Here is a 12,690-nt window from a genome sequence, read left to right as displayed (position 1 = left end):
AACCAAGCAGGAAGCCCCAGGCCAGCAACGGCCCCCCGCCGCCGCCCCAGGCCAGCGACAGCTCGCGCGCGAACAGGGCGCGGGCGGCCTTCACCGAACGCCCCCTAAATCCAGCGACCGCGCCGCAACCGGCAGCGGATCATGCACGGCGGCCAGGATCATGCCCCCGTCCGCCAGATGCTCGGCCATCAGTTCGGCGGCGACGCCGCGCCACGCCTCATCCAGCGGGGCCAGCGGTTCGTCCAACAGCCACAGGGCGCGCGGGGCGGCGACCAGGCGCGCCAGCGACAGCCGCCGCCTCTGCCCCGCCGACAGCTTGCGCGTCTCCAGATCCAGCAGGGGCGTCAGCTTCAGCCGCTCGACGGCCGCGTCCATGGCGGCGGCCGAACCGCCCAGCCATTCGACCTGAAAGCCCAGCTCCTGCCGCGCCGTGCGCTGGGGCTTCAGACCCTCGTGATGGCCCAGCAGGTGAAGCGCTGCGCGCCGCGCCGTCTCGGCCTCGATCTCGCCGTCCGCATCGTGAAAAACGACCGTGCCTGCATCGGGCCGGATAAAGCCCGCCACGGCGCGCAGCAGGCTGGTCTTGCCCGCGCCATTGGCCCCGGTCAGGGCCGCCGCCTCGCCCGCCGACAGGGCGAAGGACAGGTCGCTGAACAGCCGCCGCTCGCCGCGCGACAAGCTTAAGGCTGCGATCCCGAGACGGATCAGCATTTGCGAGTCTCTCTCAATGTCCACGTCGAGGGTGTGGATACATGGACGGCCCTCGCGCGCGGGACTATATGCGCTAGCGCCGCAGCAGGCTTTCGCCGCGCGCGCCGGGGACCTGTGCGCCCCGACGTCCAGCGCGCGAAGGCGCAACCGAATTGTCGGGCGGCGTTTGTCAGAGGACTACTCTCCATGCCGTCGATTGACAGCCTCAAGACCCGCCAAGACCTCGCGGTCGGGCGCAAGAAATACGCCTATTACAGCCTTCCCGCCGCCGAGGAAGCCGGTCTGGCTGGGATTTCCCGCCTGCCGCGCTCGATGAAGGTGCTGCTGGAGAACCTGCTGCGCAACGAAGACGGCGTCTCCGTCACCGAGGACGACCTGAAGGCCGTCGCCGCCTGGATCGAGAACAAGGGCGCCGTCGAGCACGAGATCGCCTTCCGCCCGGCCCGCGTGCTGATGCAGGACTTCACCGGCGTTCCCGCCGTCGTCGATCTGGCCGCCATGCGCGACGCGATGGACAAGCTCGGCGCCGACGCCAAGAAGATCAACCCGCTGGTCCCGGTCGATCTGGTCATCGACCACTCGGTCATGGTCGACCACTTCGGCAACGCCCAGGCCTTCGGCCAGAACGTCGAGCGCGAGTATGAGCGCAACATCGAGCGCTACAACTTCCTGCGTTGGGGTTCGTCGGCCTTCAACAACTTCCGCGTCGTGCCGCCCGGCACCGGCATCTGCCACCAGGTGAACCTCGAGAACCTGGCCCAGACCGTCTGGACCGCCGAGGAAGGCAAGAAGACCGTCGCCTATCCGGACACCGTGGTCGGCACCGACAGCCACACCACCATGATCAACGGCCTGGCCGTCCTGGGCTGGGGCGTCGGCGGCATCGAGGCCGAGGCCGCCATGCTGGGCCAGCCGATCCCGATGCTGATCCCCGAAGTCATCGGCTTCAAGCTGACCGGCAAGCTGCCGGAAGGCGCGACGGCCACCGACCTGGTGCTGACCGTCACCCAGATGCTGCGCAAGAAGGGCGTGGTCGGCAAGTTCGTGGAATTCTTCGGTCCCGCCATCGCCGGCATGACCATCGAGGACCAGGCCACCATCGCCAACATGGCTCCGGAATACGGCGCCACCTGCGGCTTCTTCCCCGTCTCGCAGGCCACCATCGACTATCTGACGGCCACCGGCCGCGAGAAGGCGCGCGTCGCCCTGGTCGAAGCCTACGCCAAGGCGCAAGGCCTGTGGATCGACGAAGAGTCCGAAGACCCGATCTTCACCGACGTCCTGGAGCTGGACATCTCGACGGTCGTGCCGTCGCTGGCCGGTCCGAAGCGTCCGCAGGACCGCGTTGAACTGACCGTCGCCGCCCCGTCGTTCGAAGAAGCCCTGACCGGCGTCTTCGCCCGTCCGGCCGACGCCCCGCGCGCCGCCGTGGAAGGCGAGAGCTTCGACATCGGCGACGGCGATGTGGTGATCGCCGCCATCACCTCCTGCACCAACACCTCCAACCCGTCGGTCCTGATCGCCGCCGGTCTGGTGGCGCGCAAGGCTAACGCCCTGGGCCTGAAGCCCAAGCCCTGGGTCAAGACCTCGCTGGCCCCCGGCTCGCAGGTCGTCACCGACTATCTGACCGACGCCGGTCTGCAGAAGGATCTGGACGCCCTGGGCTTCAACCTGGTCGGCTACGGCTGCACCACCTGCATCGGCAACTCGGGTCCGCTGGACCCGGCCGTGTCCAAGGCCATCAACGACAACGCCCTGGTCGCCACCTCGGTCCTGTCGGGCAACCGCAACTTCGAGGGCCGGGTGAACCCGGACGTCCAGGCCAACTACCTGGCCTCGCCGCCGCTGGTGGTCGCCTACGCCCTGGCCGGTTCGATGCGCATCGACATCACCAAGGAGCCGATCGGCAAGGACAAGAAGGGCAATGACGTCTTCCTGAAGGACGTGTGGCCGACCTCGCAGGAGATCGCCGCCATCCAGAAGAAGTCGGTCACGCCCAAGATGTTCGCCAAGCGCTACGCCGACGTCTTCAAGGGCGACGAGCACTGGCAGGCGATCGCCGTCACCGGCGGTCAGACCTATGAGTGGGAAGACACCTCGACCTACGTCCAGAACCCGCCTTACTTCGAGGGTCTGACCATGGAGCCCGCTCCGGTCACGGACATCGTCGAGGCGCGCGTGCTGGGCATCTTCGGCGACTCGATCACCACCGACCACATCAGCCCGGCCGGTTCGATCAAGAAGGCCTCGCCCGCCGGTCAGTACCTGACCAACCACGGCGTCGAGGCCCTGGACTTCAACAGCTACGGCGCCCGCCGCGGCAACCATGAAGTCATGATGCGCGGCACCTTCGCCAACATCCGCATCCGCAACAAGATCACCCCGGACATCGAAGGCGGCGTCACCAAGCACTTCCCGTCGGAAGACACGATGTCGATCTATGACGCGGCCATGCGTTACCAGTCGGAAGGCCGCCCGCTGGTCGTCTTCGCCGGCAAGGAATACGGCACCGGCTCGTCGCGCGACTGGGCGGCCAAGGGCACCCGCCTGCTGGGCGTCCGCGCTGTCATCGCCGAAAGCTATGAGCGCATCCACCGCTCGAACCTGGTCGGCATGGGCGTCGTCCCGCTGCAGTTCAAGGAAGACGGCTGGCAGAAGCTGGGCCTGACGGGCGAAGAGATCGTCACCATCCGCGGCCTGACCGACGCCAACGTCGGCAAGCTGAAGCCCCGCCAGGATCTGTGGGTCGAGATGTTCCGTCCGTCGGACGGCAAGATGGCCCGCTTCCCGGTCCGCTGCCGCATCGATAACCAGACGGAGCTGGACTACTTCAAGGCCGGCGGCGTCATGCCCTACGTCCTGCGCAACCTGGCGCGCGGCGACGAGAAGTAAGCGGTCTCAAGCCGCGCGAAAGCGCGTTAGACCAACCAGAATGAAGGCCGGCGGAGCGATCCGCCGGCCTTTTTTCTTGGACGCCGACCGACACATTCCACTCATCCCTTGTCGCATCGTCGCTTGACGCCCATATTGACGTCATATGACGAAAGCCGCCGCCATGACCGCCCTCGACCTCTACGCCTCGCCCGAGACCCTGCCCGCCAGCGACGCGGCGCGGATCGGCAAGCTGCTGGGCCTGAACGACAATGAGACGATGGACGACGTGGCCCTGGCCGAGCGGGTGTCGCAGGGGCTGAAGCCCGCCGCCGCCGCCGCCCTGGGCCAGGTGATCGGCATGCCCCGCGTGGTCGGCCAGATCATTCCGGAGGCGACGTTGCGGCGCGCCCGCACCAGCCGCAAGCCCCTGTCGCGCGAGATGAGCGAGCGCCTGTACGAGGTCGGCCGCGTGGTCGACGCCGTGGGCCGCGCCTATCGCGGCGACAGCGCCGCCGTCGTCCGCTTCCTGAACCGCCCGCATCAGTTGCTGAACGGCCGCACCCCCCTGGCCATGGCCCAATCCAGTTCGGCGGGGGCCGAGGCGGTGATCAATCTGGTGCGCCGCGCCGACGCCGGCTTCGCGGTCTAGATCCGGCATGCATCGTCGGCTGGACGACGCGCTCAAGGGATTCCGCATCGGCGATCCGCGCGGCGAATATCCCATCTGGAGCGACGGCGGTTCGCGCCGGGCTTCCGGCCGCTGGCACGAGGCGGGCCAGAGGGTGATCTACGCCGCCGAGCACTATTCCACCGCCATGCTGGAGAAGCTGGTCCACTTCGGCGGCGAACTGCCGCTGGGCCAGCACCATGTGGATATCCACATCCCGGCGGGCGTCTCCTATGAAGTGGTCAACCCGGATCTGGTCCCCGGCTGGGCCGAACCGGGCGGGGCGGCGGCCCGCGCCTTCGGCCGCGCCTGGCATGCGGAAGGCCGCTCGGCCCTGCTGATCACGCCCTCGGTCGTGGCGCGGATGGAGCGCAACTTCGTCTTCAACACCGCCCATCCCGACTTCGCCCGCATCAAGCCGGGGCTGGAGACGCCGGTCTGGTGGGACAGCCGCCTGTTCGGCTGACGCGGCTCAGTCCAGCTTCAACGCCTCGGCCAGCAGGCGCGCCTCGGCGGCGCGGCTGGAACCGGCCCGCCAGGCGACGACGATCTCGCGGTGCGGGGCGTTCTCGGCGATGGGACGCATGACCACGCCGGGATGATCGGCCAGGCCCGCCTTCACCGCCATATTGGGCAGGAAGCTGACCCCCAGGCCGGACGAGACCATCTGCACCAGCGTCGGCAGGGTGGTCGCGGCGAAGACGTCCTCGCCGCGCGGCGCCTCGATCTTCACCGCCGCCAGGGCCTGGTCGCGCAGGCAGTGGCCGTCCTCCAGCAGGATCAGATCCTCGGACTTCAGCAGGCCTTCAGGGATGGGCCCGGCGCCGTCCAGGGCGTGACCGGCGGGCACGGCGGCCAGGATTTCATCGTCGCCGATACGGGCGTGGTCGATGCCTGGCGCGTCGTAGGGAAGGGCGATGACGGCGGCGTCCAGCTGTCCCGCCTTCAGGGCGCTGATCAACCGCGGCGTAAGATCCTCGCGCAGAAAAAGACGCAGGCCCGGATAGCGGTCGCGCAGCCCCGGCATGGTCCTGGGCAGCAAGAAGGGGGCGACCGTCGGGATGACGCCCAGGCGGAACCGGCCCGACAGGGGCTTGCCGGCGTTGCGGGCGGCCTCGACCAGATCCTCGGTGCGGGCCAGGACGTCCTCGGCCCGCTTGACCGCCTCGGCCCCCACGGCGGTCAGGATCACCGCCCCGCGCGTGCGCTCGACGACGGGCGCCCCCAGGATCTTCTCCAGCTCCTGAACGCCCGCCGACAGGGCCGGCTGGCTGACGTGAGCGGCTTCGGCGGCGCGGCTGAAGGAGCCGTGCTCGGCCAGGAGCTTGAGATACTGAAGCTGGCGCAGGGTGGGGAGCATGCGAGCGACATAGGGGCTCGCGGCCCAGAGAGCAAAATCCATGATGCAGCTCCGAACGCTTGCGGGCGCCGCCGATCGACGGCGCCCGCGTGGAGTTCGGCCTCGCAGCCCTTTTAGGCGGCCAGGTCGTAGCGGTCGGCGTTCATCACCTGGACCCAGGCCGACACGAAGTCGCGGACGAACTTCTCGCCCGCATCGGCCGAGGCATAGACCTCAGACAGGGCGCGCAGCTGGGCGTTGGAGCCGAACACCAGGTCGGTGCGCGTCGCCGTCCACAACTCTTCGCCGCTGGCGCGGTCATTGCCGGTGAAGACCTCGTCGGCGCTGTCGTCCACCTGTTTCCAGGCCGTGCCCATGTCCAGCAGATTGACGAAGAAGTCGTTGGACAGGACGCCCGGACGATTGGTCAGCACGCCGTGGGTCGAGCCGCCGTGATTGGCGCCCATGACCCGCAGACCGCCGACCAGCACCGCCATCTGCGGGGCGCTGAGCCCCAGCAGCTGGGCGCGGTCGACCATCAGTTCCTCGGTCGGCACGTTGAACCGCACCTGCAGATAGTTGCGGAAACCGTCGGCGCGCGGCTCCAGCACCGCGAAGCCTTCGACGTCGGTCTCCTCCTGCGAGGCGTCGGTGCGGCCGGGGACGAAGGGAACCTCCGTCGCATGACCGCCGGCGCGGGCCGCCGTCTCGACACCGACGCCGCCGCCCAGGACGATCAGATCGGCGATCGACACCGTCTTGCCGCCGGACGTCTGGCCGTCGAACTCGGCCTTGATCGCCTCATAGGCCTTCAGCACGCGGGCCAGTTGTTCCGGCTGATTGACATCCCAATCCTTCTGCGGAGCCAGGCGGATGCGGCCGCCGTTGGCGCCGCCGCGATGGTCCGAACCGCGATGGGTCGAGGCCGAGGCCCAGGCCGTCTGCACCAGCTCCGCCACCGTCAGACCCGAGGCGGCGATCTTGGCCTTCAGCGCCTTGATGTCGGCGGCGTCGATCACCGGTCCTTGCTGCGCCGGGATCGGATCCTGCCAGATCAGGTCTTCGGCTGGGACGTCGGCGCCTAGGTAGCGGGCCTTCGGCCCCATGTCGCGGTGGCACAGCTTGAACCAGGCCCGCGCGAACGTATCGCCGAAATAGGCCGGGTCGGCGCGGAACCGCTCCATGATCTTGCGGTACTCGGGGTCGATCTTGAACGCCATGTCGGCGGTCGTCATCATCGTCGGCACGCGCTTGCCCGGCGTATGGGCGGCCGGGGCCAGGGTCTCGGGCGGATTGCCGATCGGCTGCCACTGCTTGGCCCCCGCCGGGCTGCGGACCAGCTCATAGTCGTGGTCCAGCAGCATGTCGAAGAAGGTCATGTCCCAGGTCGTCGGTGTCGGCGTCCAGGCTCCCTCGATGCCCGAGGTGATGGTGTGGTCGCCCACGCCGCTTTCATGGCCCGAGATCCAGCCCAGGCCCTGCTGGGCGATGTCCGCGCCCTCGGGACTGGCGCCGACCTTGCTGGCGTCGCCGGCGCCGTGCGCCTTGCCGAAGGTGTGACCCCCGGCGGTCAGGGCAGCCGTCTCCTCGTCGTTCATGCCCATGCGGGCGAAGGTCTCGCGGATGTCGCGGGCCGAAGCCAGGGCTTCGGGCACGCCGCCGGGGCCTTCGGGGTTTACGTAGATGAGGCCCATCTGGATGGCGGCCAGCGGTTCTTCCAGCGCCATGCCCTTGTCGGGCTGGATGCGGGTTTCATTGCCCTCTTCGCCGACCCACTGCTCTTCCGTGCCCCAATAGACGTCCTTCTCGGGCTCCCAGACGTCGGCGCGGCCGCCGCCGAAGCCGAACACCGGCCCGCCCATCGATTCAATGGCGACATTGCCGGCCAGGATCATCAGATCGGCCCACGACAGCTTGGCGCCGTACTTCTGCTTGATCGGCCACAGCAGGCGGCGCGCCTTGTCCAGGTTGCCGTTGTCCGGCCAGGAGTTCAGCGGCGCGAACCGCTGCTGGCCGGCGCCCGCGCCGCCACGCCCGTCGCCGGTGCGATAGGTGCCGGCCGAGTGCCAGGCCATGCGGATGAAGAAGGGGCCGTAATGGCCGTAGTCCGCCGGCCACCAGGGCTGGCTGTCGGTCATCAGGGCGGTCAGGTCGCGCTTGACCGCCGCCAGATCCAGCGACTTAAACCCCTCGGCGTAGTTGAAGTCGTCGCCCATCGGATCGCCGTTGATCCCCTGCTGATGCAGGATGTCGAGCGACATCTGATTGGGCCACCAGTCGCGATTGGTGCGTCCCAGCAGCGAACGCACCGCGTCTTTCTTCATCGGGCGGCCCTTGGGGGCCCCGTCGGTGTTGCCGTCCATGATCGTTCCTCCTCAGGTTCGAAGCCTCGAGGCTATGACCCCTCAGGCGGAAAGGAAAATCGATTAACTTGTTCGCGACCACAGAAGAAACTTATAGCGAAGCCTGAATTCGCTTCGCAGGCCTCGCTTATCAAGCACGCCCAGTTTGATAGATTAAATCTATCGTCATGCGTCAAATCATCGATTTGACTTCAAGCCGGGAAAAGCCGATCCCCTGTCCATCGACGGCGTCCTCCCCAATCGACGCCGCCGAAATCTTTTATCATCGGATGGAGAAGCGCGATGCTCGGCGTCGGTAAAAAACTGCCTGAATTCAAGATCATCGGTGTGAAGCCGGGCTTCAACGCTCACGAAGAGAACGGCGTCTCGGCGTTTGAAGCCGTCACGCAGGACAGCTTCGAGGGCAAGTGGAAGGTCATCTTCTTCTACCCGAAGGACTTCACCTTCGTCTGCCCGACCGAAATCGCCGCCTTCGCCAAGCTGGGCAAGGACTTCGCCGACCGCGACACCGTGGTTCTGGGCGGTTCGACCGACAATGAGTTCACCAAGCTGGCCTGGCGCCGTGATCACGCCGACCTGAACAAGCTGCCGATCTGGCAGTTCGCCGACAACGGCGGCAAGCTGGCCCGCGCCCTGGGCGTGCTGGACGAAGAAGAAGGCGTGGCCCTGCGCGCGACCTTCGTCGTCGACCCGCACAACGTCATTCAGCACGTCTACGTCACCAACCTGAACGTCGGCCGTTCGCCGGAAGACACCCTGCGCGTCGTCGATGCTCTTCAGACCGACGAGCTGTGCGCCTGCAACCGCCCGGTCGGCGGCGACACTCTGGCCGCGTAAGTACTGGCCCAGAGGTCGAAACGGCCAGGCCCGGACCGCGTGAGTAGGGTCCGGGCCGCCCCTCGAAAGAGGCGGCGGCGGGCGACTGTCGCCGCCTTTTTCATGCCTGCTTCGTTATCTTGGGCGCTATGCTCGGCTCGCGGAGCCTCGCGGCTTGAGCGCCCATCCAAGCCGTGCGGCTCAAGCAGTGAGCGACCGCGTCGCGAACGATAGCCGCTTCCTGAAAGGAACACGAAAATGTCCATCGACGCCCTGCGCGACCTGATCCCGGCCTATGGCAAGGACATCTCGCTGAACCTGTCCTCGCTGGCCAATGAGACCGTGCTGAACGACCAGCAGAAGTGGGGCAGCTTCCTGGCCTCGGCGCACGCCATCGGCGTCGGCCCCGTGGTCAAGCTGATCGAGGCCCAGGCCGCGACCGTCCTGTCGCCCGAAGCGATGAACGCCGCCAAGGCTGCCGCCGCCATCATGGGCATGAACAACATCTACTATCGCTCGCTGCACCTGATGAAGAACCAGGAGTACACGACGCTGCCGGCCAAGCTGCGGATGAACATCATCGCCAATCCGGGCGTCGACAAGCTGGACTTCGAACTGTGGTCCACCGCCGTCTCGGCCATCAACGGCTGCGGCGCCTGCCTGGACGCCCACGAGGGCGAACTGCGCAAGCACGCCGTGCCGAACGTCCAGATCCAGGCCGCCCTGCGCATCGGCGCCGTGGTCCACGCCGCCAGCCGCATCATCGCCTCGGAGACGGCGCTGACCGCCTGACCCCCAGCAGGCTCCTAAACAGGAAAAGGCGCGGATCGCTCCGCGCCTTTTTCTTTGCCCGCCGGCTCGCGACGCCCTCAGCCGTCGTTGTCGGCGCCGTCTTCGACCAGTTCTCGCATCAGATCGACCACCAGCTTCTGTTGACGCGACGACAGGCGCGGCGCCAGGCGGCCGATCTCGATGGTCTGACGGGTGGCGGGAAAGTCATGCACGAAGGGCTCGGCCTCGCCCTCGGCCATACCCGGCTGGGCCGCGCCGGTCAGCCCATCGAAGAAGTAGCCGATGTCCACGCGAAAGAAGCGGGCGATGTCCCACAGCTTGGACGCCGAGATCCGATTGGCGCCCTTTTCGTATTTCTGCACCTGCTGGAAGGTGACCCCCAGCGCCTGGCCCAGATCGGTCTGATTGTAGCCCAGGGCGATGCGCTTCTCGCAGACGCGCCGCCCCACATGCCGATCCACCAGATGGGGACCATCAGTCCCGGAACCCCTGACCATGTCCTGCCCTCTTCCCTGTTTTTCTTTTCGACATGCCGCCGCCCTCGGCTTCTGTCATGCGTTTTCGCGTCACAGGGGCGCCGCCCCTCTCGATAGGGTTAACGCTCCAGCCGCCCATTTCCGGCGCGGCGGCGTCCCGTGATCAGCATTATAATCAGCAAGACGGCGAACCCCATATCGCCCCACCGGCCGTAGAGCGTCGGCGCCGCCGCCTGCGGCAGACGCACGTCGATGATCCCGGCCTGGCCGGGGTCCAGCCGCTTGCCTTCAACGATGCGGCCCCACGGATCGATCATGGCCGAAACGCCGGTCGGCGTGGCCCGCGCCACCGGCAGGCCGGTCTCCAGCGCGCGATAGGACGCCAGGTTCAGATGCTGGCGCGGACCTGACGTCTTGCCGAACCAGGCGTCGTTGGAGACGTTGACGATCCAGGCCGGACGCGTCGCCCCCGCCGCCGGCGTAAAGCCCGGATAGAGGGCCTCGTAGCAGATCAGCGGCTGCACCGGCGGGGCGTTGACCAGGCTGATCGGCGCGGGCGTGGGTCCGGCGGTGAAATCGGCAGGGACGTGAACCAGGCTGCGCACGCCGATCTTGCTCATCAGCTCGCCCATCGGCAGGTATTCGCCGAACGGCACCAGCCGGTGTTTGTCGTAGATGGGGCCGATGCGCAGCCCCGCCTCGCCGCCTTCGTCGTGCAGGGCGAACAGGCTGTTGTAATAGCGAGCGCCGGTCTCGGCGCTCGGATCCGACTCGCCCCGGCTCAGGCCCGCCAACAGGGTCTGCCCCGTCTGCAGAGCATCAGCCACCGCATAGGCGTCGTTGGTGGCGAACAGGTCGTTGGCCGTGGTCGGCAGGGCGCCCTCGGGCCAGATCACCACGTCAGGCAGGGCGGCGGCGGGCTGGGCGGTCAACTCCAGATACCGGCCCAGGATGGCGTGATAGGCCTCCGGGCTCCACTTATAGTCCTGAGCGATGTCGGCCTGGACCAGACGCACCAGGGTCGGCGTCTCCACCACCTGCGCCGATGACAGGCGCACGGCGCCGAAAACGAACAGGCCGGCCAGGGTCGACACGCCCAGCCCCGCCGCGATCAGGCGCGGGCGACGCGGCCCGGCGTCGATCAGGGGCGCCAAGGCGCTGACCGCCGCCACCGTGATCAGCCCCAGGCCATAGACCCCAGCGATCGAGGCGAACTGGGACATGGTCGAGCCGGCCGCCCAGCTCGCGCCCGCCGGGTTCCACGGAAAGCCGGTCAGCACATGGCCGCGCGTCCATTCCAGCAGGGCGAACAGGGCCGCGAACAGCAGGACGCGCCGCACGCCTGCCGGACTGAGCCGGCGATAGGCCATGGTCGCCAGACCCCAGAACAGCCCCATGCCCGCCGGCAGCAGGCTGGCCGCAAAGGGCGCCATCCACGCCTGGGCCGGATTGACCAGGAAGGCCTCGGCCACCCACCAGCAGCCGATGAAGAAATAGGCGAAGCCCGCCAGCCAGCCGACCCAGAAGCCGCCCCTCATGCCGCCTGAACGATCCGCCAGCAGCAGCAGCAGCGGATAGCCCAGCAGCCCCGGCAAAAAACCGAACGGCGGATGCGCCAGGGCGGCGCCCGCCCCGGCCAGAAGCGCCAGAGCGATCCGGCCCCAGCGATGGTTCAGCAGGCCCGCGAACCGGGCGGCGAGCGCCTCGATCACGCGGCGCCCTCATGCTCGATCGCACCATGCTCGGCCGCATAAGGATCGGAGACGCCCAGTTCGTCCAGGATCTCGCGCTCCTCGGCCTCCATCTCCTCGGCCTCGGCGTCGTCTTCGTGATCGCGGCCCAGCAGGTGCAGCACGCCGTGGACGACCAGATGGCTCAGGTGATCCGACAGGCTCTTGCCCTGCGCTTCAGCCTCCGCCGCGCAATAGGCGTAGCCCAGCACCACGTCGCCCAGATGCGGAAAGGCGCTTTCCGCCGCGGGGAAGGACAGGACGTTCGTCGGCCGGTCCTTGTCGCGGAACCGCTTGTTCAGATCCTGCACCGCCGCGTCATCGGCCAGCAGCACCACCACATCGCCCTCGATGGTCCCAAGGGCGGCCACGGCGGCGCGCTCGGCGACCGCCGCCGCCTCGGGCAGGGCCTCAGTCCAGCCGTTACTGTCGATCTCGACCTCGATCATCAGGCGTCGTCCTCAAGGTCGGGGAAGGGGCGGCTGCGCGCCGCATCGGAGTCATAAGCGCGCACGATGCGCTCGACCATGGCGTGACGCACCACGTCCTCGGACTTGAACTGCTGGACGCCGACGCCCTCCACGTCCTTCAGGATGCGCAGCGCGTGGGCCAGACCGGAATCTCGCGGGTTCAGCAGGTCGACCTGCGACGGGTCGCCCGTCACCACCANNCCCTCGCCCAGGCGGGTCAGCACCATCTTCATCTGCATGCGCGAGGTGTTCTGCGCCTCATCGACGATGATGAAGGCGTGGCTGAGCGTGCGGCCGCGCATGAAGGCGATGGGGGCGGCCTCGATCTCCCCCTTCTCGCGGCGGCGGCGCACGTCGTCCACGCCCAGGATGTCGTTCAGCGACTCCCAGATCGGCGCCAGATAGGGGTCGACCTTCTCGTTCAGATCGCCGGGCAGGAAGCCCAGCTTCTC

General features: G+C 67.9%; 12 protein-coding genes. 5 read left to right on the top strand and 7 right to left on the bottom strand.

Annotated features, from left to right (window positions below; genetic code table 11):
• Nucleotides 1-90: 90 nt before the first annotated feature.
• A complete protein-coding gene (gene ccmA, locus B2Y21_RS09445; RefSeq protein ID WP_292059214.1) occupies nt 91-711 on the bottom strand; it encodes a heme ABC exporter ATP-binding protein CcmA in 621 nt (206 codons plus the stop codon).
• A 186-nt stretch (nt 712-897) separates the two neighbouring features.
• Here ccmA and acnA point away from each other — a divergent pair, with 186 nt between their 5' ends.
• The 3 genes from acnA (at nt 898) to B2Y21_RS09430 (ending at nt 4,718) form a co-directional block, all read left to right on the top strand.
• A complete protein-coding gene (gene acnA, locus B2Y21_RS09440) occupies nt 898-3,603 on the top strand; it encodes an aconitate hydratase AcnA (protein ID WP_292059212.1) in 2,706 nt (901 codons plus the stop codon).
• A gap of 145 nt (nt 3,604-3,748) precedes the next feature.
• Entirely contained in the window at nt 3,749-4,234 is a 486-nt protein-coding gene (locus B2Y21_RS09435; protein ID WP_003166528.1) for an antitoxin Xre/MbcA/ParS toxin-binding domain-containing protein, read from the top strand.
• 7 nt (nt 4,235-4,241) lie between these two features.
• Nucleotides 4,242-4,718, top strand: coding sequence for an RES family NAD+ phosphorylase (locus B2Y21_RS09430; protein WP_292059210.1), 477 nt, complete (start codon nt 4,242-4,244; stop codon nt 4,716-4,718).
• Between the two features lie 6 nt (nt 4,719-4,724).
• On the opposite strand, the gene B2Y21_RS09425 is transcribed toward B2Y21_RS09430, so the two are convergent.
• A complete protein-coding gene (locus B2Y21_RS09425; protein WP_125900742.1) occupies nt 4,725-5,612 on the bottom strand; it encodes a hydrogen peroxide-inducible genes activator in 888 nt (295 codons plus the stop codon).
• A gap of 113 nt (nt 5,613-5,725) precedes the next feature.
• The gene (gene katG / locus B2Y21_RS09420; protein WP_409410757.1) at nt 5,726-7,954 is read right to left on the bottom strand and encodes a catalase/peroxidase HPI; all 2,229 of its coding nucleotides are present in this window, start codon (nt 7,952-7,954) and stop codon (nt 5,726-5,728) included.
• Between the two features lie 282 nt (nt 7,955-8,236).
• On the opposite strand from katG, the gene B2Y21_RS09415 reads away from it, so the two are divergent.
• Complete coding sequence (locus B2Y21_RS09415) at nt 8,237-8,791, top strand: peroxiredoxin (RefSeq protein WP_200167278.1); 555 nt, start codon at nt 8,237-8,239, stop codon at nt 8,789-8,791.
• A 237-nt stretch (nt 8,792-9,028) separates the two neighbouring features.
• On the top strand, nt 9,029-9,562 hold the full coding sequence (locus tag B2Y21_RS09410; RefSeq protein ID WP_292059207.1) for a carboxymuconolactone decarboxylase family protein: 534 nt from the start codon (nt 9,029-9,031) through the stop codon (nt 9,560-9,562).
• Nucleotides 9,563-9,639: 77 nt separating this feature from the next.
• Here B2Y21_RS09410 and B2Y21_RS09405 read toward each other — a convergent pair whose 3' ends face one another.
• The 4 genes from B2Y21_RS09405 to B2Y21_RS09390 all read right to left on the bottom strand — a co-directional run.
• Entirely contained in the window at nt 9,640-10,059 is a 420-nt protein-coding gene (locus B2Y21_RS09405) for a helix-turn-helix domain-containing protein (RefSeq protein WP_292059205.1), read from the bottom strand.
• A 98-nt stretch (nt 10,060-10,157) separates the two neighbouring features.
• On the bottom strand, nt 10,158-11,750 hold the full coding sequence (lnt, locus tag B2Y21_RS09400) for an apolipoprotein N-acyltransferase (RefSeq protein WP_292059203.1): 1,593 nt from the start codon (nt 11,748-11,750) through the stop codon (nt 10,158-10,160).
• Entirely contained in the window at nt 11,747-12,217 is a 471-nt protein-coding gene (gene ybeY, locus B2Y21_RS09395; protein ID WP_292059202.1) for an rRNA maturation RNase YbeY, read from the bottom strand. The genes lnt and ybeY overlap by 4 nt, the downstream gene beginning before the upstream one ends.
• The coding region (locus B2Y21_RS09390; RefSeq protein WP_292059200.1) for a PhoH family protein at nt 12,217-12,690 on the bottom strand (474 nt) is incomplete at its 5' end. The genes B2Y21_RS09390 and ybeY, both read right to left, overlap by 1 nt.

It is taken from the genome of Brevundimonas sp. UBA5936 (genome assembly GCA_002430835.1).
Taxonomy (GTDB): Bacteria; Pseudomonadota; Alphaproteobacteria; order Caulobacterales; family Caulobacteraceae; genus Brevundimonas.
The sequence above is the reverse complement of the archived record's forward strand: the minus strand, read 5'-3'. Positions and strand labels throughout refer to the sequence as shown.